The sequence below is a fragment of the Bradyrhizobium japonicum USDA 6 genome (assembly GCF_000284375.1).
In the GTDB taxonomy this organism is placed as follows: domain Bacteria; phylum Pseudomonadota; class Alphaproteobacteria; order Rhizobiales; family Xanthobacteraceae; genus Bradyrhizobium; species Bradyrhizobium japonicum.
This window is the reverse complement of sequence record NC_017249.1, coordinates 4,460,327-4,480,582: the sequence shown is the minus strand read 5'-3', so window position 1 is coordinate 4,480,582 and position 20,256 is coordinate 4,460,327. Positions and strand designations below refer to the sequence as shown.

At 63.6% G+C, this 20,256-nt stretch carries 14 protein-coding genes and 1 tRNA gene; 3 read left to right on the top strand and 12 right to left on the bottom strand.

Translation table 11 applies throughout. The annotated features are described in order from the left end of the window. Window positions 1-136 precede the first annotated feature (136 nt). From rpoC to BJ6T_RS21005, 10 genes are all read right to left on the bottom strand, one after another. Window positions 137-4,333 (bottom strand): DNA-directed RNA polymerase subunit beta', encoded by a 4,197-nt coding sequence (gene rpoC, locus BJ6T_RS21050; protein WP_014494491.1) that lies wholly within the window; start codon window positions 4,331-4,333, stop codon window positions 137-139. A 129-nt stretch (window positions 4,334-4,462) separates the two neighbouring features. Then, complete coding sequence (gene rpoB / locus BJ6T_RS21045) at window positions 4,463-8,581, bottom strand: DNA-directed RNA polymerase subunit beta (protein ID WP_014494490.1); 4,119 nt, start codon at window positions 8,579-8,581, stop codon at window positions 4,463-4,465. A 482-nt stretch (window positions 8,582-9,063) separates the two neighbouring features. Next, the gene (rplL, locus tag BJ6T_RS21040) at window positions 9,064-9,441 is read right to left on the bottom strand and encodes a 50S ribosomal protein L7/L12 (protein WP_008136432.1); all 378 of its coding nucleotides are present in this window, start codon (window positions 9,439-9,441) and stop codon (window positions 9,064-9,066) included. 54 nt (window positions 9,442-9,495) lie between these two features. Next, window positions 9,496-10,014 (bottom strand): 50S ribosomal protein L10, encoded by a 519-nt coding sequence (gene rplJ / locus BJ6T_RS21035; RefSeq protein WP_014494489.1) that lies wholly within the window; start codon window positions 10,012-10,014, stop codon window positions 9,496-9,498. 584 nt (window positions 10,015-10,598) lie between these two features. Next, window positions 10,599-11,552: a 2-hydroxyacid dehydrogenase gene (locus tag BJ6T_RS21030; RefSeq protein ID WP_014494488.1), complete on the bottom strand. Its 954-nt coding sequence runs from the start codon at window positions 11,550-11,552 to the stop codon at window positions 10,599-10,601. A gap of 118 nt (window positions 11,553-11,670) precedes the next feature. Further along, a complete protein-coding gene (rplA, locus tag BJ6T_RS21025; protein WP_014494487.1) occupies window positions 11,671-12,363 on the bottom strand; it encodes a 50S ribosomal protein L1 in 693 nt (230 codons plus the stop codon). A 6-nt stretch (window positions 12,364-12,369) separates the two neighbouring features. Beyond that, the gene (rplK, locus tag BJ6T_RS21020; protein ID WP_006611824.1) at window positions 12,370-12,798 is read right to left on the bottom strand and encodes a 50S ribosomal protein L11; all 429 of its coding nucleotides are present in this window, start codon (window positions 12,796-12,798) and stop codon (window positions 12,370-12,372) included. Between the two features lie 131 nt (window positions 12,799-12,929). Next, the gene (gene nusG, locus BJ6T_RS21015; RefSeq protein ID WP_014494486.1) at window positions 12,930-13,490 is read right to left on the bottom strand and encodes a transcription termination/antitermination protein NusG; all 561 of its coding nucleotides are present in this window, start codon (window positions 13,488-13,490) and stop codon (window positions 12,930-12,932) included. Then, window positions 13,490-13,681: a preprotein translocase subunit SecE gene (gene secE, locus BJ6T_RS21010; RefSeq protein WP_007611620.1), complete on the bottom strand. Its 192-nt coding sequence runs from the start codon at window positions 13,679-13,681 to the stop codon at window positions 13,490-13,492. Before secE ends, nusG begins: the two co-directional genes overlap by 1 nt. Window positions 13,682-14,026: 345 nt before the next feature. Further along, a tRNA-Trp gene (locus BJ6T_RS21005) sits at window positions 14,027-14,102 on the bottom strand. 152 nt (window positions 14,103-14,254) lie between these two features. Between BJ6T_RS21005 and BJ6T_RS21000 the strand changes: the two genes are divergently transcribed. Then, a complete protein-coding gene (locus BJ6T_RS21000) occupies window positions 14,255-15,478 on the top strand; it encodes a serine hydrolase domain-containing protein (protein WP_014494485.1) in 1,224 nt (407 codons plus the stop codon). Between the two features lie 97 nt (window positions 15,479-15,575). On the opposite strand, the gene BJ6T_RS20995 is transcribed toward BJ6T_RS21000, so the two are convergent. Beyond that, window positions 15,576-16,343 carry an SDR family NAD(P)-dependent oxidoreductase gene (locus BJ6T_RS20995; RefSeq protein WP_014494484.1) on the bottom strand — a complete coding sequence of 256 codons (768 nt, stop codon included), beginning with the start codon at window positions 16,341-16,343 and terminating at the stop codon, window positions 15,576-15,578. A gap of 84 nt (window positions 16,344-16,427) precedes the next feature. Continuing rightward, window positions 16,428-17,126 carry a histidine phosphatase family protein gene (locus BJ6T_RS20990; protein WP_014494483.1) on the bottom strand — a complete coding sequence of 233 codons (699 nt, stop codon included), beginning with the start codon at window positions 17,124-17,126 and terminating at the stop codon, window positions 16,428-16,430. A 134-nt stretch (window positions 17,127-17,260) separates the two neighbouring features. On the opposite strand from BJ6T_RS20990, the gene BJ6T_RS20985 reads away from it, so the two are divergent. Both BJ6T_RS20985 and argE read left to right on the top strand, forming a co-directional pair. Next, window positions 17,261-18,046 (top strand): SDR family NAD(P)-dependent oxidoreductase, encoded by a 786-nt coding sequence (locus tag BJ6T_RS20985; RefSeq protein ID WP_014494482.1) that lies wholly within the window; start codon window positions 17,261-17,263, stop codon window positions 18,044-18,046. 996 nt (window positions 18,047-19,042) lie between these two features. Further along, window positions 19,043-20,230, top strand: a complete 1,188-nt coding sequence (argE, locus tag BJ6T_RS20980; RefSeq protein ID WP_014494481.1) for an acetylornithine deacetylase — start codon at window positions 19,043-19,045, stop codon at window positions 20,228-20,230. The last annotated feature ends 26 nt before the right edge of the window (window positions 20,231-20,256 follow it).

Genomic DNA, 20,256 nt, shown 5'->3' with positions numbered 1-20,256 from the left:
CCTTAGCAGAAGCGCTTTTGCGCCTGAAGGAAAGATGAACAAAGGTTGATCCTGCACCGCAACAGGCAAACAAAGCAGCAAAAAGGCCGGCTTGCGCCGGCCTTTTCATTGTCCTCGGTATTCCTACGGATGAAGGTTATTCCGCAGGAGGCAGCGCAGGAAGCTCCGCTTCCGGCGCGGGCGACACGACGGCCGCCTGCTTCTCGCGCTCGTCCAGGATCAGCTTGTCGCGCTTCATCGCGACTTCGCGGATCTTGGCCATGGAGGCGCCGGTGCCCGCCGGGATCAGCCGGCCGACGATGACGTTCTCCTTGAGGCCTTCGAGCGGATCGACCTTGCCGTTGACCGCCGCTTCCGTGAGGACGCGGGTGGTCTCCTGGAACGAGGCCGCCGAGAAGAAGGAGCGGGTCTGAAGGCTCGCCTTGGTGATGCCGAGCAGAACCGGCGTTCCCGTAGCGACCTTCTTGCCCTCTTCCTTCGCCTTCTCGTTGAGCGCGTCGAACTCGATCTTGTCGACCTGCTCGCCGGAGATCATGTCCGTGTCGCCCTGGTCGGTGACTTCCACCTTCTGGAGCATCTGACGGACAATCACCTCGATGTGCTTGTCGTTGATGAGCACGCCCTGGAGCCGGTAGACCTCCTGGATCTCGTTGACCAGATAGGCCGCGAGCTCCTCGATGCCCTTGACCGCCAGGATGTCGTGCGGCGCCGGGTTGCCTTCCACGATGAAGTCGCCCTTTTCGACGACGTCGCCGTCCTGAAGGTGGATGTGCTTGCCCTTCGGGATCAGGTACTCGCGTGCCTCGTCGGTCTTGTCCATCGGCTCGATCGAGATGCGACGCTTGTTCTTGTAGTCGCGCCCGAACCGGATGGTGCCCGCGATTTCGGCGATGATCGCCGCATCCTTCGGACGCCGTGCCTCGAACAGTTCCGCCACCCGCGGCAGACCGCCGGTGATGTCACGCGTCTTGGCGCTTTCGGTCGAGACACGGGCGAGAATGTCGCCCGGATTGACCTTCGCTCCGACGTCGACCGAGAGAATGGCGTCGACCGACAGCATGTAGCGGGCATCGCCGCCACGGGCGAGCTTGAGCACCTTGCCGTCCTTGCCCTTGACCACGATGGCCGGACGCAGGTCCGCGCCGCCGCGGGTCGAGCGCCAGTCGATGACCACGCGCTTGGCGATACCGGTGGCCTCGTCGAGCGTTTCCGAGATCGACTGCCCCTCGACCAGATCCTCGAAGCCGATGGTACCTTCGACTTCGGTGAGCAGCGGACGGGTGTAAGGATCCCACTCGACGATGCGCTGGCCGCGCTTGACGGTGTCGCCCTCGTCGACGTGCAGGCGCGAGCCGTACTGGATACGGTGCGTCGCACGCTCGGTGCCGTCGGCATCGACGATCGCCACCACCATGTTGCGGACCATCGCGACCAGGTGACCTTCGCTGTTGCGGGCGATGGCCTTGTTCCGGATCACGATCTTGCCGTCGAAGTTGGATTCGACGAACGACTGCTCGTTGAGCTGCGCCGCACCACCGATGTGGAAGGTGCGCATGGTCAGCTGGGTGCCGGGCTCGCCGATCGACTGCGCCGCGATGACGCCGACGGCTTCACCGTGGTTGACCGGCGTGCCGCGGGCGAGATCGCGGCCGTAGCACATGCCGCAGATGCCGTTGACGAGCTCGCAGGTCAGGGCCGAGCGGATCTTCACCTCCTGCACACCACCCTGGTGGATGGCGTCCAGATGGCTCTCTTCCATCAGCGTACCGCGCTTGATGATCACCTTGCCCGAGCTGTCACGCACGTCTTCGCAGGCCGTGCGGCCAAGGATGCGCGAGCCGAGCGAGGCAACCACGGTGCCGGCATCGACGATGGCGCGCATCTTGATGCCGAGCTTGGTGCCGCAGTCGTTCTGCGTGATGATGCAGTCCTGCGCCACGTCGACGAGACGACGGGTCAGGTAGCCCGAGTTCGCGGTTTTCAACGCGGTGTCCGCGAGACCCTTACGGGCGCCGTGGGTCGAGTTGAAGTACTCGAGCACCGAGAGGCCTTCCTTGAAGTTCGAGATGATCGGCGTCTCGATGATCTCACCCGACGGCTTGGCCATCAGGCCGCGCATGCCGGCGAGCTGGCGCATCTGGGCCGGCGAACCGCGGGCACCGGAGTGAGCCATCATGTAGATCGAGTTGATGTCGGCATCCGCCCCGCTCGCCGTCTTCTTGGTCGAGGAGATCTCCTTCATCATCGCCTTGGCGATTTCTTCCGTGGCCTTCGACCAGGCGTCGACGACCTTGTTGTACTTCTCGCCGTGGGTGATCAGACCGTCGTTGTACTGCTGCTCGAAATCCTTCGCCAGCGTACGGGTGGTGTCGACGATCTTCCACTTGGAGTTCGGCACGACCATGTCGTCCTTGCCGAACGAGATGCCGGCCTTGAACGCGTTGTAGAAGCCGAGCGCCATGATGCGGTCGCAGAAGATCACAGTCTCCTTCTGGCCGCAGTGACGGTAGACCTGGTCGATCACGCCCGAGATTTCGCGCTTGGTCATCAGCTTGTTGATGATCTCGTACGAAATCCGCGGGTTCTTCGGCAGCAGATTGCCGAGCATGACGCGACCCGCGGTGGTCTCGATCCAGCGCGTCGAGACCTTGCCGGTCTCGTCCATGCCCTGCCACCGATACTTGATCTTGGTGTGGAGGTGGATGACCTTCGCGTGCAGCGCGTGCTCGAGCTCGGCCATGTCGCCGAAGATCTTGCCCTCGCCGGGCAGACCTTCGCGCATGATCGAGACGTAGTAGAGACCGAGCACGATGTCCTGCGACGGCACGATGATCGGCTGGCCGTTCGCCGGATGCAGGATGTTGTTGGTCGACATCATCAGGACGCGCGCTTCCAGCTGCGCTTCGAGCGACAGCGGAACGTGCACGGCCATCTGATCGCCGTCGAAGTCGGCGTTGAACGCGGCGCAGACCAGCGGATGCAGCTGGATCGCCTTGCCCTCGATCAGCACGGGCTCGAACGCCTGAATGCCGAGACGATGCAGCGTCGGTGCGCGGTTGAGCAGCACCGGATGCTCGCGGATGACCTCGTCCAGGATGTCCCAGACCTCGGGCCGCTCCTTCTCGACCAGCTTCTTCGCCTGCTTCACGGTGGTGGACAGGCCCTTGGCATCAAGCCGCGAGTAGATGAACGGCTTGAACAGCTCGAGCGCCATCTTCTTCGGCAGGCCGCACTGATGCAGGCGCAGCTCGGGACCAACCACGATCACCGAACGGCCCGAATAGTCGACGCGCTTGCCGAGCAGGTTCTGACGGAAGCGGCCCTGCTTGCCCTTGAGCATGTCGGCGAGCGACTTCAGCGGACGCTTGTTGGCACCCGTGATGACGCGGCCGCGGCGGCCGTTGTCGAACAGAGCATCGACCGCTTCCTGAAGCATGCGCTTCTCGTTGCGGATGATGATGTCCGGCGCGCGCAGCTCCATCAGCCGCTTCAAGCGGTTGTTGCGGTTGATGACGCGACGGTAGAGGTCGTTAAGGTCCGAGGTCGCGAAGCGGCCGCCGTCCAGCGGCACCAGCGGACGCAGGTCCGGCGGGATCACCGGAACCACCGTCATGATCATCCATTCCGGCTTGTTGCCGGAGTGGCGGAACGCTTCAACGATCTTCAGGCGCTTGGCGAGCTTCTTGTGCTTGATGTCGGAGTCGGTCTCCTGCATCTCGATGCGCAAGGAGGCCTCGAGCTTCTCGAGGTCCATGCCCTTGAGCAACTCGCGGATCGCTTCCGCGCCAATCATGGCGGTGAAGGAATCCTGGCCGTACTCGTCCTGCGCCTTCAGATACTCGTCTTCCGACAGCAGCTGACGGTCCTTCAGCGCGGTGAGACCCGGCTCGAGCACGACGTAATATTCGAAGTAGAGGATCCGCTCGAGATCCTTCAGCGTCATGTCCAGCAGAAGGCCGATGCGCGAGGGCAGCGACTTCAGGAACCAGATGTGGGCGACGGGGGCTGCGAGCTCGATATGGCCCATGCGCTCGCGCCGGACGCGCGACAGCGTGACCTCGACCGAGCACTTCTCGCAGATGATGCCCTTGTACTTCATGCGCTTGTACTTGCCGCACAAGCACTCGTAATCCTTGATCGGCCCGAAGATGCGGGCGCAGAACAGGCCGTCGCGCTCGGGCTTGAAGGTACGGTAGTTGATGGTCTCCGGCTTCTTGATCTCGCCGTAGGACCAGGACAGAATCTTCTCAGGAGACGCGATCGAAATCCGGATCTGGTCGAAGACCTGAGCCGGAGTCGTCGGGTTGAAGAGATTCATAATTTCTTGGTTCATCGTCTTCTCCTCGCGGGCCGGTCGCCTACGGCCGCAAATTCGAAAATCACTCAATCGGGGCGCCCTGCCCTCAAGGCCTCGGGAGGGGCGCCGATGCCCGGCCGTGAAGGCCGGGCATGAAAGGTCGTATTACTCGGCTGCTTCCGACGTCGGCGCCGGTCCCACCTTGGAGTTGTGCAGGTCGACGTTGAGGCCGAGCGAGCGCATTTCCTTGACCAGCACGTTGAACGATTCCGGAATACCGGCCTCGAACGTGTCGTCGCCGCGGACGATGGCCTCGTACACCTTGGTACGGCCGGCGACGTCGTCCGACTTCACCGTGAGCATCTCCTGGAGCGTGTACGCCGCGCCGTAAGCCTCGAGCGCCCACACCTCCATTTCGCCGAAGCGCTGGCCACCGAACTGCGCCTTGCCGCCCAGCGGCTGCTGGGTGACGAGCGAGTACGGACCGATCGAACGCGCGTGGATCTTGTCGTCCACGAGATGGTGCAGCTTGAGCATGTAGATGTAGCCCACCGTCACCTTGCGATCGAAGGCATCGCCGGTACGGCCGTCATAGACGGTCGACTGACCCGAAGCGTCGAGACCGGCAAGCTTCAGCATCTCCTCGATGTCGGCTTCCTTGGCGCCGTCGAACACCGGCGTCGCGATCGGCACGCCGCGGCTCAGATTGTGACCGAGCTCGATCAACTCGTTGTCGTTGAGCGTCTTGATCGTCTCGTCCTCGCCGTAGACCTTCTTCAAGGTTTCCTTCAGCGGCTTGATGTCCTGCTTCGACAGGTAGGCATCGACCGTCTGGCCGATACGCTTGCCGAGGCCGGCGCAGGCCCAGCCGAGATGGGTCTCGAGGATCTGTCCGACGTTCATGCGCGAGGGCACGCCGAGCGGATTGAGCACGATGTCGGCATGCGTACCGTCTTCGAGGAACGGCATGTCCTCGATCGGCACGATCTTCGACACCACGCCCTTGTTGCCGTGACGGCCGGCCATCTTGTCGCCGGGTTGAATCTTGCGCTTCACCGCGACGAAGACCTTGACCATCTTCATCACGCCGGGTGGCAATTCGTCACCGCGCTGAAGCTTCTCGACCTTGTCGAGGAAGCGCTGTTCCAGCCCCTTCTTCGACTCGTCGTACTGCTTCCGCATGGCCTCGATCTCGGCCATCAGCTTGTCGTTCGGCGAAGCGAACAGCCACCACTGCGACTTCGGGTACTCCTCGAGCACCGCACGGGTGATCTTGGTGTCCTTCTTGAAGCCCTTCGGGCCCGCAATGCCCTGCCGTCCCTCGAGGAGCTCGGCAAGACGGTTGTAGACGTTGCGGTCCAGGATCGCCTGCTCGTCGTCGCGGTCCTTGGCCAGTCGCTCGATCTCTTCCCGCTCGATCGCCAGCGCACGCTCGTCCTTGTCGACGCCGTGACGGTTGAACACGCGCACTTCCACGATCGTGCCCTGCACGCCCGGAGGAACGCGCAGCGAGGTGTCGCGAACGTCGGAGGCCTTTTCGCCGAAGATGGCGCGCAGAAGCTTTTCTTCCGGCGTCATCGGGCTTTCGCCCTTCGGCGTGATCTTGCCGACCAGGATGTCGCCGGCGCGCACTTCCGCGCCGATGTAGACGATACCGGCTTCGTCGAGGTTCTTCAGCGCTTCTTCCGAGACGTTCGGAATGTCGCGGGTGATTTCCTCAGGGCCGAGCTTGGTGTCGCGGGCCATCACCTCGAACTCCTCGATGTGTATCGAGGTGAAGACGTCTTCCTTCACGATCCGCTCGGAGAGCAGGATCGAGTCTTCGAAGTTGTAGCCGTTCCACGGCATGAACGCGACCAGCACGTTGCGGCCGAGCGCGAGCTCGCCGAGATCGGTCGACGGACCGTCGGCGATGATGTCGCCCTTCTTGACGATGTCGCCGACCTTCACCAGCGGACGCTGGTTGATGCAGGTCGACTGGTTGGAGCGCTGGTACTTCATCAGGCGGTAGATATCGACGCCCGACTTGGTCGGATCGAGATCTTCCGTGGCGCGGATGACGACGCGGGTCGCGTCGATCTGGTCGATCACGCCCGAACGGCGCGCCGCGATCGCGGCACCCGAGTCACGCGCAACCACGCCTTCCATGCCGGTGCCGACGAACGGCGCCTCGGCGCGAACCAGCGGCACGGCCTGGCGCTGCATGTTCGAGCCCATCAGCGCGCGGTTGGCGTCGTCGTTCTCGAGGAACGGAATCAGCGCCGCGGCGACCGAAACGAGCTGCTTCGGCGACACGTCCATGTAGTCGACCTTGTCCGGCGTCACCGGCAAGACTTCGCCGGCGTGACGGCAGACCACGAGATCTTCGGTGAAGCGGCCCTTCGGGTCGAGCGGCACGTTGGCCTGCGCGACCGTGTAGCGGCCCTCTTCCATCGCCGAGAGGTACACGACCTCGTCGGTGACGCGACCGTCCTTGACCTTGCGGTACGGCGTCTCGACGAAGCCGTACTTGTTCACGCGCGCGAAGGTCGCGAGCGAGTTGATCAGGCCGATGTTCGGACCTTCCGGCGTCTCGATCGGGCAGATACGGCCGTAATGCGTCGGATGCACGTCGCGCACCTCGAAGCCGGCGCGCTCGCGGGTCAGACCGCCCGGTCCAAGCGCCGAGAGGCGGCGCTTGTGGGTGATCTCCGACAGCGGGTTGGTCTGGTCCATGAACTGCGAGAGCTGCGAGGAGCCGAAGAACTCGCGCACGGCGGCAGCCGCCGGCTTCGCGTTGATCAGGTCCTGCGGCATGACCGTGTCGATGTCGACCGAGGACATGCGCTCCTTGATCGCGCGCTCCATGCGCAGCAGACCGATGCGGTACTGGTTCTCCATGAGCTCGCCGACCGAGCGCACACGGCGGTTGCCGAGATGGTCGATGTCGTCGATCTCGCCCTTGCCGTCGCGCAAATCCACCAGCGTCTTGATGACGGAGAGGATGTCTTCCTTGCGCAGCGTACGCTGGGTGTCGGGCGCATCGAGGTCGAGGCGCATGTTCATCTTGACGCGGCCGACCGCGGACAGGTCGTAGCGCTCGGCGTCGAAGAACAGCGACTGGAACATCGCCTGCGCCGAATCCAGCGTCGGCGGCTCGCCCGGACGCATCACGCGGTAGATGTCGAACAGCGCGTCCTCGCGCGTCATGTTCTTGTCGGCCGAGAGCGTGTTGCGGATGTAGGCGCCGACATTGACGTGGTCGATGTCGAGCAGCGGCAGCTCCTTGTAGCCCTGCTCGTTGAGGGCCTTCATCGACTTGTCGGTGATCTCTTCACCGGCCTCCGCGTGGATCTCGCCCGTCTTCGGGTTGACGAGGTCCTCGGCGAGATAGTTGCCGACGAGTTCCTCATCGGACAGCCGCAGCGCCTTCAGGCCCTTCTCCTGCATCTGACGCGCACCGCGCACGGTGAGCTTCTTGCCGGCCTCGAGCACGACCTTGCCGGTGTCGGCGTCGATCAGGTCGTTGATGGTCGAGTAGCCGCGGAAACGGTTGGCGTCGAACGGAACGCGCCAGCCTTCCTTGGTCCGCTTGTAGAGAATCTTCTTGTAGAACGTGGACAGGATCGCCTCGCCGTCGAGGCCGAGCGCGAACATCAGCGACGTTACCGGAATCTTGCGGCGGCGGTCGATACGCGCATAGACGATGTCCTTGGCGTCGAACTCGATGTCGAGCCAGGAGCCGCGATACGGGATGACGCGGGCGGCGAACAGCAGCTTGCCCGACGAATGGGTCTTGCCCTTGTCGTGATCGAAGAACACGCCAGGCGAACGGTGCATCTGCGAGACGATGACGCGCTCGGTGCCGTTGACGATGAAGGTGCCGTTCATCGTCATGAGCGGGATGTCGCCCATGTAGACGTCCTGCTCCTTGATGTCCTTCACCGACTTCGCGCCGGTTTCCTCGTCGATATCGAACACGATGAGGCGCAGCGTCACCTTGAGCGGTGCCGCGAAGGTCATGCCGCGCTGGCGGCACTCGTCGACGTCGTATTTCGGCTGCTCGAATTCGTAGCGGACGAATTCCAGCATCGAGGTGCCCGAGAAGTCGGAGATCGGGAACACCGAGCGGAACACCGCCTGCAGGCCCTCGTCGAGACGCCCGCCCGCGGGTTCGTCGACCATCAGGAACTGGTCATAGGACGCCTTCTGAACCTCGATGAGGTTCGGCATCTCGGCAACTTCCTTGATGTGTCCGAAGAACTTGCGAACGCGTTTGCGACCGGTGAATGTCTGCTGCGCCATCGTGGCCTCTCATTTTCGTCGCCCGCTCTGGGCGCGCCGTCCGGAACGCAGCTGCCGCCGCTCCCCGGGTTGAATTTTTCGAACCCGCTTTGGGGGCCGGAGACTCAGTTCAGGCGGGAATGTCCTGAATCTGTTCTTCAGACCTTCAAAACGCAAAACGACGCGCGGGGCGCTGGTGCGCGCCCGCCCGTCTCAACGATCGTCTTCACGGACTGCAAAAGCCCGAAATAGCCTGCTCTCCCAACGGCTTACAGGGAATCCGGCATCCCTGCCCACCGTGCTTTCGTGCTGTCGAACCGATATGGGGCGACAATAGTGGAGATTCGAGGGGTAAACCCTCAAATCCCCACACTTTTTCGTGTTCGGCCTGCGTCGGGACGTTCCGTCGCACGCCTTTTGCATATTGCCCACCCCTTTGAGGATGGACCGAGACCCCGGTCTCGCTGATGCTCGCCCCGGGATCTCGCGCCAGTAAGCGTTGCTTACTTGAGTTCGACCTTCGCGCCAGCCTTCTCGAGCTGGACCTTGATCTTCTCGGCTTCGTCCTTGTTCACGCCTTCCTTGACCGGCTTCGGCGCGCCCTCGACGAGGTCCTTTGCTTCCTTCAGGCCCAGGCCGGTGATGGCGCGGACTTCCTTGATGACCTCGATCTTCTTATCGCCGGCGGAGGCGAGAACGACCGTGAACTCGGTCTTCTCTTCCGCCGGAGCGGCGGCAGCGCCACCACCAGCCGGGCCAGCCACGGCGACAGCCGCGGCAGCCGAAACGCCCCACTTCTCTTCGAGGAGCTTCGCGAGTTCGGCAGCTTCGAGCACGGTGAGGCTCGAGAGGTCGTCAACGATCTTCTGCAAGTCAGCCATTGTTCAGTTTCCTTGAGTGTAAGTCTGGTTCGGGTTTGAGTTTTGCGAAGGGCGTCAGGCCGCTTCGCCCTTTGAGGCATGAGCCTGGATGACGCGCGCGAGCTTGCCCGCGGGCGCATTGGCGAGCTGAGCGAGCTTGGTCGCCGGGGCCACAAGCAGGCCGACGATCTTGCCGCGCAGTTCATCAAGCGACGGCAGCGAGGCAAGCGCCTTCACGCCGTCGACATTCAGGACGGTCTTCCCCATCGAGCCGCCGATGATGACGAACTTTTCGTTCGCCTTGGCGAATTCGATGGCGACCTTCGGCGCCGCTACCGGATCGTTCGAAGTGGCGATCACGGTCGGTCCCTTCAGCATGGGACCGATGGCAACGACGTCAGTGCCTTCAAGAGCAATTTTGGCGAGACGGTTCTTCGAGACCTTCACCGAGGCGCCAGCCTGCTTCATCTGCATACGCAGCTTCTGCATCTGGGCAACGGTCAGGCCGGAATATTGAGCAACGACCGCGACGCTCGTGGTCTTGAAGACCCCATTGAGCTGTTCGACCGCTTCCTTTTTTGCCGCTCGTTCCACAGCAAGCTCTTTCCGGTTGGCGGTCATCGCGAGAAGAGGGACCGCCGGGTTGCACCCATCGTCCCACCCAAAACCTGAACCTCGGGGCCAAAACCCCTGGGACACGCGCCGGGCGAGACGACAATTTAAAGCCTGCCCTCCGGGAGCCCTTAAGGCCCACGGCGTGTCGAGGTCCGAACCAGACCCGTTTCGCAAGCCAGCCGCTAAAGCTGGGCGCGAAGTGAAATCCGGTCTTCACCCGTCTATGCAGGCCATGCGATTAAGCCGTTGAGAAATCGAAATTTCCCGTGGGCGCCTGCAGTCTTGGACAGGACAAGGTCAGCCGGCGAACCGCCCGACCCCTGCCCGCACCCCACCAACCGACGGGTTTTCCTTCCTTTTCGGGCAAATCCTCACGGACGTCCTGAAAAGGAATGATCTCCTGTCTTGTCGGGTTTTCGGAATGCGTGCACGAACGCGCCAGCCGAGGCCGGCACGTCCGGAAGCGGTTCTTTAACCGCTCGGAGCCCGCTTGCCAAGAGCAAAATTCACACCAGTTCCAATCCGTTGCCGGCCGGGCTTGAGGCGGGCCGACAAGGGCCGATTCAGGCCGATTTGACCCCATGTGGCAGCGGCTTGCCCGCGAAGAACGCCGTCAGGTTCGCCAGCACGCAGTTCTGCATGGCGACGTGCGATTCGAGGGTGTGGCCGCCGATATGCGGGGCGAACACGACATTGGGGAGCGCCGTCAGCGCATCGGGGGCGTGCGGTTCCTTTTCGAAGACGTCGAGGCCGGCGCCGGCGATGGTCCTGTCGGTCAGGGCCGCCACCAGGGCCTTCTCGTCGATCACCGAGCCGCGGGAGATGTTGACGACATAGCCGTGCTCCCCGAGTCGCCCGAGGATATCGGCGTCGACGACGTGCTGGGTCTCGGCCCCTGCCCGGACCGCGATCATCAGCACGCTGCACCAGTCGGCCAGCGCCTCCAGCGTCGGGAAATATTGATAGGGCAGATCGTATTTGCTGCGGCTGAAATAGCCGACCTCGCTCTCGAAGGCGGCGCAGCGGGCCGCGATCTTGCGGCCGATCTCGCCCATGCCGTAGACGCCGATACGGCGGCCGGGCATGCCGGCCTGCGGCCGCATCATCGGCGACTGCTTTGACGCCGCCCAATCGCCGCTGCGGACATATTGGTCGGCGACCAGGATCCGCCGCGTTGTCGCCAGCATCAGGGTCATCGCGATGTCGGCGACCGAAGCCGCATTGGCGCCCGGGCTGTGGCCGACCGCGATGTTGCGGGCGGCGGCAGCCTTCAGGTCGACGCCGTCATAGCCGGTGCCGTAGCAGACGATGGCGCCGAGTTTTGGGAACAGGTCCATCGCCTCCGCCCCGAGCGGCGAGCCGCCGGCGGTGAGCATCGCGCGGATGCCGACGAGCTCATCGGCCGAAAACACCTCGCGCGCCGGCTTGCCGCCGGTGTCGAGCAGCTCGAACCGCTCGGCGAAACGCGCCATCATCGTCTTCGGGAAGCGCGAGTAGATCAGGACCTTGTCAGCCATTTTTTCTTGTTTCCCGGTTCTTGCTTCCGATGAACGCCACAAACGACGAGGGGCGGAATCGGTTGCCCAATTCCGCCCCTCGCCTCATGCAATTTCCAAACCTCGGCCGAGGCAAGCCTTAACCGAGAATGGTGCCCGGCTCGACCTTCACGCCGGGGCCCATCGTCGAGGACACCGCAACGCGCTGGATGTAGGTGCCCTTGGAGCCAGCCGGCTTCGCCTTCGAGACAGCATCGGCCAGGGCCTTGATGTTCTCGACCAGCTTCTCCTCGGAGAACGAGGCCTTGCCGACGCCGGCCTGCAAGATGCCGGCCTTCTCGACGCGGAACTCGACCGAGCCGCCCTTGGCACCCTTCACCGCACCGGTGACGTCCATGGTCACGGTGCCGATCTTCGGGTTCGGCATCAGGCCGCGCGGGCCGAGCACCTTACCGAGACGGCCGACCAGCGGCATCATGTCGGGGGTGGCGATGCAGCGGTCGAAATCGATCGAACCGTTCTGCACCTTCTCGACCAGGTCTTCGGCGCCGACGACGTCGGCACCCGCAGCCTTGGCCTCATCGGCCTTGGCGCCGCGGGCGAACACGCCGACGCGGAGCGTACGGCCGGTGCCGTTCGGCAGGGTCACGACGCCGCGGACCATCTGGTCGGCGTGACGTGGATCGACGCCGAGATTGATCGCGACCTCGATGGTCTCGTCGAACTTCGCCTTGGCGCGTTCCTTGACCATCTTGATGGCGTCCGCGAGCGGGTAAAGCTTTTCGCGGTCAACACCTTCGCGGGCTTTGTTCAAACGCTTTCCGATTGCCATGACCGCTTACCCCGCCACTTCCAGACCCATCGAACGGGCAGAGCCCTCGACCATCTTCATGGCCGACTCGATGGAATCGCAATTGAGATCCTTCATCTTCTTCTCGGCGATCTCGCGCACCTGCGCCTTGGTCACCTTGCCGGCCTTGTCGCGGCCCGGCGCCTTCGAGCCGGACTGGATCTTGGCGGCCTGCTTGAGGAAGAAGGACATCGGGGGCGTCTTCATCTCGAACGTGAACGAACGATCAGCGTAGATCGTGATCACGACGGGAATCGGGGTGTTCTTCTCTTCCTTCTGGGTCTGGGCGTTGAACGCCTTGCAGAACTCCATGATGTTGAGACCGCGCTGACCAAGCGCGGGACCGATCGGGGGCGAAGGATTCGCCGCACCGGCCGGGACCTGAAGCTTCAGGTATCCGGTCACTTTCTTTGCCATGTATCACTCCTGTTGTGCCGGCCAGGCCGGCGGTTTCAGGTTCGTGGTCTGGGTCGGATGCGGCTGGCAACCGCCCTCTCCCTCCCACGGCCTCTTGCTAGCGTGAGACCGAAGCCTCACGCCTCAATCGATCAGACCTTCTCGACCTGACCGAATTCCAGCTCGACCGGCGTGGCGCGACCGAAGATCGACACCGCGACCTTCACGCGCGAGCGCGCCTCGTCGATTTCCTCGACCACACCCGAGAACGAGGCGAACGGGCCATCGGCCACGCGCACGTTCTCGCCGATTTCGAACGACACCGACGCCTTCGGCCGTTCCACGCCCTCCTGCACCTGGTGCAGGATGCGCATGGCCTCGGCTTCCGAGATCGGCATCGGCTTGTTCTCGGCGCCGAGGAAGCCCGTGACCTTCGGGGTGTTCTTGATCAGATGAAACGCCTCGTCGGTCAGCTTCATCTTCACCAGCACGTAGCCCGGGAAGAACTTGCGCTCGGCGTCGATCTTGCGGCCGCGGCGCACTTCCGTGACCTTCTCGGTCGGAACCAGCACCAGCTCAAACAGCTCCTCGAGCCCGCGCTGCTTGGCCTGCTCGCGGATCGATTCGGCGACCTTCTTCTCGAAGTTCGAGTAGGCGTGGACGATGTACCAGCGCTTGTCGGACGATTGGGTTGCAGCGGCTGCTGTTGCCATCAGTGAATGCCCAAAAGGAAGGTGATGAGGTAACGGATGATCTGGTCGGCGGCAAAGAAGAAGATCGAGGCCACGGCGACCATCACGAACACCATGATGGTGGTGATCGTGGTCTCACGACGGGTCGGCCAGGTGACCTTGGCGGTCTCCGAGCGCACTTCCTGCAAGAACTTGAACGGGCTGACTGCCATCGTTTGATGTCCAACGTCCGTCGACAGACGCGAATGAATTTCAGGGATCCGAACAGCCGCCGTTGGCCCAGCCCTCTGTCTCGAAGGATGAGCCGGGAAACCGGGCTCGATTGTTCGGGGATTTCAAAGCCGCGCCGGAAATCCGCGTTTAACGGGCCGGCTGCGAGTGCGGGGTAGATACTGCGGATGAGGCCAAAGGTCAAGGTGTGGGCTGCCCGGGACACGCCCGGCCGTGGCCAGCGGACCCGATCCGGATCAAGGGCTTACCCGGTCCGCATGATCCACGGTCCGAGCTTGTCGGCCCGCCGCTGTCCTGCCTGTCGATCCTGATCGTGTGGGATTAGCTGGCAGGAGTGGCAGGGCTCGAACCTGCGACCCCCGGTTTTGGAGACCGGTGCTCTACCAATTGAGCTACACTCCTACGGACCCTCGCGTCGCCACGCGGATCAGGGGCGCTTTCAAGCACAGGGGACGGCTGGATTGCAAGGGTGAAGCGCGCTGGCTTCGCTTGTTTGTGCCGCGCCTTTTGGGCCAGACTTCATTCCCGATAGTAATGTGCCCCCGGGAGTGAACATGACTGCCACAGCCGCCGCCCAAGCCTCCACCGCGCCGAAAACCCCGCTTTTGCCCGAGGCCAGGCCGGAAACGCTGGGTCTGTCGCGCCCTCGCCTCCAGGCGATGTCGGACGGCTTCAAGCGCGAGATCGACAAGGGAACCATCCCCGGGGTGACCGTGCTGGTGGCCCGGCGCGGCCAGGTCGGCTGGTTCGAGGCGCTCGGCAAGCAGAGCCCGATGGGGGCCGCGCCGATGGCGCTTGATTCGATCTTCCGGATATTCTCGATGACCAAGCCGATCGTCTCGGTCGGCATCATGGCGCTAGTCGAGGATGGCCACCTCCTGCTCGCCGACCCCGTCGCCAAGTTCATTCCGGAGTTCGCCAACCAGAAGGTCGGCGTGGTCAGCGGCGGCAAGCTGGAACTGGTTCCGCCGAAGCGGCCGATGATGGTGCAGGACCTGCTCCGCCACACCTCTGGTCTCACTTATGAGCACCAGGGCGACGGCCCCGTGCACAAGCTCTACCAGGAGTCCCGCGTCCGCAGCCGCAAGATCACCAATGCCGAGCATGCCGCGCTGGTGGCAAGCTTCCCGCTGGTCTGCCATCCCGGCGACGAGTTCAACTACAGCCGCTCCACCGACATCCTCGGCCGCATCATCGAGGTCATCAGCGGCAAGTCGCTCGGCGCGTTCCTCACCGAGCGCATCCTCGCGCCGTTGCAGATGACTGAAACCGCCTTCTCCACCAGCGAAGCCAATGCCGGCCGGCTCGCTCAGCCGTTCGAAGCCGATCCCTGGACCGGCGACAAGGTCGCGCTGTTCAACATGCTCGAGCAGCCAGTGATGGAGTCCGGCGGCGGCGGCCTGGTCTCGACCACGATGGACTACGCCCGCTTCGCGCTGATGCTGCGCAACGGCGGCACGCTCGACGGCAACAGGATCGTCGGCCGCAAGACGCTGGAGCTGATGGCATCCGATCACCTCGGACCGCACGTTGTGACCAACGGCACACTGCTGTCGCCGGGCCACGGCTTCGGCCTCGGCTTCGCCGTGCGCCGCGAGGCCGGCATCGCGCCGTTCCCCGGCAGCGTCGGCCAGTATTTCTGGAGCGGTATTGCGGGGACGTTCTTCTGGATCGACCCGAAGGAGGATCTGTTTACGGTGTTCATGAGCCAGGGCCCGGGACAGCGCGATTTTACACGAACGCTGGTGCGGGATCTGGTTTACGCAGCGGTGGATTGACCCGAAGGGTCATTCCGGAGCGGTCCGCAGGACCGCATCCGGAATCTCGTCATCCCGGGTTCGCGCTAAGCGCGCCCCGGGATGACGCTCTACCGCGTCAACTAATCGTCGCGCCGCCGTCGATCACCATGGTCTGGCCGGTCATGAAGTCGCCGGCCTTCGATCCCAGGAACACGGCGGCGCCGGCGATCTCGTCGGGGATGCCGATGCGCAGCAGCGGCGAACGCGAGGTCGAGGCCTTCAAATTCTCCGGATTGTCCCACAGTGCCTTGGCAAAATCGGTCTTGATCAGGCCGGGCGCGATGCAGTTCACGCGGATATTGTGCTTGCCGTACTCGCAGGCGAGGTTGCGCGCGAGCTGCATGTCGGCGGCCTTGGAAATCGCGTAGGCGCCGAGGATGGTCGAGCCCTTTAATCCGCCGATCGAGGAGACGATGATGATCGAGCCGTCCTTGCGCTCGATCATCTGCGGCACCACCATCGAGATCAGCCAGTTGTTGGCGACGATGTTGTTGTCGAGGATCTTCCGGAACTGATCGTCGGAAATGCCCGCGAGCGGACCGTAATACGGGTTCGACGCCGCGTTGCAGACCAGCACGTCGATCTTGCCGAAGGCGCGGTTGCTCTCGTCGATGAGATTTTGCAGATTTTCCTTCGACGAGATGTTGGCGGCGATCGCGACCGCCGTGCCCTTGCCGAACTTGTCGTTGATGCCCTTCGCAACCTGGTCGCAGACGTCGGCCTTGCGCGAGGAGATCACGACCTTGGCGCCGTGCTCGGCCATGCGCTCGGCGATCGCGAGCCCGATGCCGCGCGTCGATCCCGTGATGACGGCGACTTTCCCCTTCATGTCGAACAAGGTCATGTTTCTCTCCCAGAGTGCGTTTTGATTGGCTTGAAGCTTACGCCGCGTCCGCGCTCGCGGACAATAACTTAGGTAGCTTGGGCGTCAGGCGAGCTTCTTGACTTCCGGCCCCGCCAGCTGATGCATCTCCGCATGCGCATCGTCGGCGATCCACGGCTGCTGGTTCACCATCGGCAGCCGCCAGACCGAGCGCTCGGAGCTCGAGAAATAATCGAGCCGCGTGATCGACACATTGTCGATGTCGAACGACAGCGCCCGCTCCACCTGGCCGTCGAGCGCGAGGCCGATCGCCGCCTTGATGGTGCCGCCATGCGCGACCGCGATCACGTCCTGCCCGGCCGCCTCGTTGTTGATCCGCTCAACGGTACGGCGCGTGCGGTTATAGAGATCCATAAAGCTTTCGCCGCCGGGCGCGGGCTCGTTGACGTCGGCGAACCAGCTCGAGCCGACGGGGCGGCTGGCGATGAACTGGGCGCGGTTCATGCCTTGCCAGCGGCCGAGATTCTGCTCGGCGAGATCCGCTTCCCATTTCATCGACGCAGGCTTCGGGTAACCGGCCGCCCAGATCGCTTCCGCGGTCTGGTGGGTACGCATCAGATTGCTCGAATACCAGACCGCCTTGCGTGGCAGCACCTTGGCAACAGCATTGAAGACGTAGGTGTCGCTGGTGTCGCAGGCGAGATCGCTCTGGCCGTAGATGTTGCCGCCGTCATTGCGCACCGGCGCATGACGGACCCACCACCACCGCGTCGTGACCACATTGGGCTTGTCTGCGCCTGTCATCGAAACTCTTCCATCCCGTTTGATGTCGCTGTACGTCAGGTGTGAACGTGTCTCAAGACACTTTACCGTTTGAAATCTTGTTTGAAATTCCGTCGTGCGGCAAGCGCCGCGCGCGTTCAAAAAGGGAGAAACACATGGGCCGCCTGCAAGGCAAATCCGTCATCATCACCGGCGCCGGCAGCGGCATAGGCCGCGCCGCCGCACTCCTCTTCACCAGGGAAGGCGCCAAGCTGATCGCGGTCGACCGCACCGAGGCGGTGAAGGAGACCGTCGACGAGGTGAAGAAGGCCGGCGGCGTCGCGGAGGCGATGATCGCGGATGCGGGCTCCGAAAAGGATGTCATGGGCGTCATCGACAAGGCGGTGAAGACGCACGGCCGGCTCGACGTGATCTGGGCCAATGCCGGTGTCTCCGGCGGGCTCGTGCCACTCGGCGAGCAGACCGTGGAACAGTGGCAGGAGGTGCTGCGCGTCAACCTGATCGGCCCGTTCCTCGCGGTGAAACATGCGATGCCGCACATGGTGAAGCAGCAGTCCGGCGCGATCGTGCTCACGGCGTCCGTCGCGGGCCTCAAGGCCGGTGCCAGCGGACATCCCTATGCGGCGAGCAAGGCCGGCGTGATCAGCCTGGTGCAGACCACGGCGTATTCGCTCACCGGCACCGGCGTACGCATCAACGCAGTGTGCCCGGGCCTGATCGAGACCGGCATGACCAAACCGATCTTCGACCGCGCCAAGGAGCGCGGCACCCAAGACAAGATCGGCCAGCTCAACCCCCTCAAGCGCCCCGGCCAGCCGCACGAGCTCGCGGCGATGGGGCTGTTCCTGGCCAGCGACGAAGCGTCGTATGTGAATGGTCAGGCGTTCCCGGTGGACGGCGGCCTGACGGCGTCGATGCCGTATACGGGCAAGCCGGTTTAGCACGCGCTTTCTCGCGTCCCGGACGCGCTGCAACGCCTCCTAGCGTTGTTGGGCACAGCCGGAAGCCAGCAGGACACGGCACTCGCTGCCACATGGGCCCCGGCTCTGCAGCGCACCGTCGAAGAGACGCTGCGCTGCGTCCGGGGCACGAGAGTGAGTTTGTGGCTCGCACCTGCATGAACATCGTCATTGCGAGCGCAGCGAAGCAATCCAGAATCCCTCCTCGGAAAAGCTCTGGATTGCTTCGCTGCGCTCGCAATGACGGAGCAAGGAGCGTCAGGTCGCTCTTCTAACTGGCATCTCAATCGCAGACACACCTTCGCATCCTCGCGGCATCTTCCGCCCGAGCTTGCTCTATCGCCTCACCCCTCATGAAAGAGGGCGCAGGGAAGACCGGGAGCCGGTTGGCTCCCATTGTCCGCTATGCCATGAGTAGTCTGCGCTACACTGCACAGCGGGTAACAGGGCAACCGGAGCATCCCGGCCTTCCCTGCGCGGATGGTTGGAACGGCTTATGTCGTGCTCTCCCCGGGGAGCGATGCACTATTGCCCCCGTCGCCTTGCAGATGGCTGATGGGCGCGCCCGGTTGGGCAACACGCACCACCGCAAGACTTGGCGCACAGACCCCGGGCGCCAGGACGACACGATTTGGCCGGACGTGAATCACACCGGTCGTGCGTGCGACGTGCTTCGCTCACGGCTCTCCGCCCTGCGATCACCTTCGCACCGATGTGGCCCGCGTCCACCGCCGCCCGGCCCGCGTTCGTGACGATCGCGATACGCCCCTCTTCCTTGGGCCGGGTTGCGGTGACAGATACGCCGTTTCCGAATTTCGGTAAAGTAGAATATTTTTGAGGGAGTGGATTGACCGGCCCCGTGGGTGTTTTGCCCGACGGGCGACGCAAGGGCTTGTGTTGATTTGCCCGACCCACCGCTGCGTTGGTATGGTTCGTGCAAGCACCTCGGCCTCCGCCTTCCTCCGACAAGAAATGACAATGCCCAACCCGATCTTCCCGAGTTCCCGACCCGACCGCATTCGCAACCTCCTCGCCGACCTCGTCGGCTTCGACACCGTCAGCGACCGCACCAATCTGCCCTTGATCGCCCATATCGAGAGCTATCTCGCCTTCCTCGGCGTCAAGGGCGAGCGCATCGTCGACGAGACCGGGCAGAAAGCCTCGCTCTGGGTCACGATCGGACCAGAGGACCGGCCAGGCCTCGTGCTGTCGGGACACACAGACGTCGTGCCGGTCGCGGGCCAGGACTGGAGCCACGATCCGTTCAAGCTGGTCGAGCGCGACGGCAAGCTCTACGGCCGCGGCACCACCGACATGAAGGGTTTTGTCGCGGTGTGCCTCGCCATAGTGCCGGAGATGCTGGAGGCGAAGCTGACGACGCCGATTCACCTCGCCATCTCCTATGACGAGGAGATCGGCTGCGTCGGCGTGCGGCCGATGTTGCGCGAGGTCGCGAAGAGGAAGATCAGGCCGCTCGGCGCCTTCATCGGCGAGCCGACCGAGATGAAGGTCATCATCGGCCACAAGGGCAAGCACGGCGTGCGCGCGACATTTCGTGGTCTCGCCCGCCACTCCTCGATCGCGCCCGACGGCGTCAACGCGATCGAATACGCGGCCGAGCTGATCACCGAAATCCGCCGCCGTGCCGTGAAGCTTGCGACCGCGCGCTCGAATGAAAGCCTCTACGACGTTCCGCATTCGACGCTGCTGACCAGTATCGTGCATGGCGGCGCCGCGCTCAACATCGTGCCCGACACCTGCACGGTGGATTTCGAATGCCGCGGCATCGGCATCACCGAGTCGAGGGAGGTGACGGATGCGATCGTCGCCTGGGCCAAGGCGGAGCTCGAGCCCGCGATGAAAAAGCAACATCCGGAGTGCGGCATCGATTTCGAGGAGATCCTCGACTATCCCGCGCTCGACACCGACGCCGATGCCGCGATCGTTACGCTCGCCAAGAGCCTTGCGGGTCGCAACGACCACGCCAAGGTCGCCTTCGGCACCGAGGCGAGCCTGTTTGCCAGCATGGCCGATATCCCGTCGGTCGTAATCGGACCGGGCTCGATCGCGCAGGCGCATACGCCGGACGAATTCGTGGAGATGGCGGAGCTGGAGAAATGCGCGGGGTTTGTGGAGAGGCTGATCGTGCATTGTGTGAAGGGGTAACCGGAAGCGACGCCGCCGTAGGGTGG

Coding starts and splice junctions, on each gene's coding strand:
- rplK (WP_006611824.1), bottom strand. CDS start 12,798: ATGGCAAAGAAAGTGACCGGATACCTGAAGCTTCAGGTCCCGGCCGGT.
- BJ6T_RS20985 (WP_014494482.1), top strand. CDS start 17,261: ATGGGCCGCCTGCAAGGCAAATCCGTCATCATCACCGGCGCCGGCAGC.
- nusG (WP_014494486.1), bottom strand. CDS start 13,490: ATGGCAACAGCAGCCGCTGCAACCCAATCGTCCGACAAGCGCTGGTAC.
- BJ6T_RS20990 (WP_014494483.1), bottom strand. CDS start 17,126: ATGACAGGCGCAGACAAGCCCAATGTGGTCACGACGCGGTGGTGGTGG.
- secE (WP_007611620.1), bottom strand. CDS start 13,681: ATGGCAGTCAGCCCGTTCAAGTTCTTGCAGGAAGTGCGCTCGGAGACC.
- BJ6T_RS20995 (WP_014494484.1), bottom strand. CDS start 16,343: ATGACCTTGTTCGACATGAAGGGGAAAGTCGCCGTCATCACGGGATCG.
- BJ6T_RS21030 (WP_014494488.1), bottom strand. CDS start 11,552: ATGGCTGACAAGGTCCTGATCTACTCGCGCTTCCCGAAGACGATGATG.
- rpoB (WP_014494490.1), bottom strand. CDS start 8,581: ATGGCGCAGCAGACATTCACCGGTCGCAAACGCGTTCGCAAGTTCTTC.
- rpoC (WP_014494491.1), bottom strand. CDS start 4,333: ATGAACCAAGAAATTATGAATCTCTTCAACCCGACGACTCCGGCTCAG.
- BJ6T_RS21000 (WP_014494485.1), top strand. CDS start 14,255: ATGACTGCCACAGCCGCCGCCCAAGCCTCCACCGCGCCGAAAACCCCG.
- rplA (WP_014494487.1), bottom strand. CDS start 12,363: ATGGCAATCGGAAAGCGTTTGAACAAAGCCCGCGAAGGTGTTGACCGC.
- argE (WP_014494481.1), top strand. CDS start 19,043: ATGCCCAACCCGATCTTCCCGAGTTCCCGACCCGACCGCATTCGCAAC.
- rplL (WP_008136432.1), bottom strand. CDS start 9,441: ATGGCTGACTTGCAGAAGATCGTTGACGACCTCTCGAGCCTCACCGTG.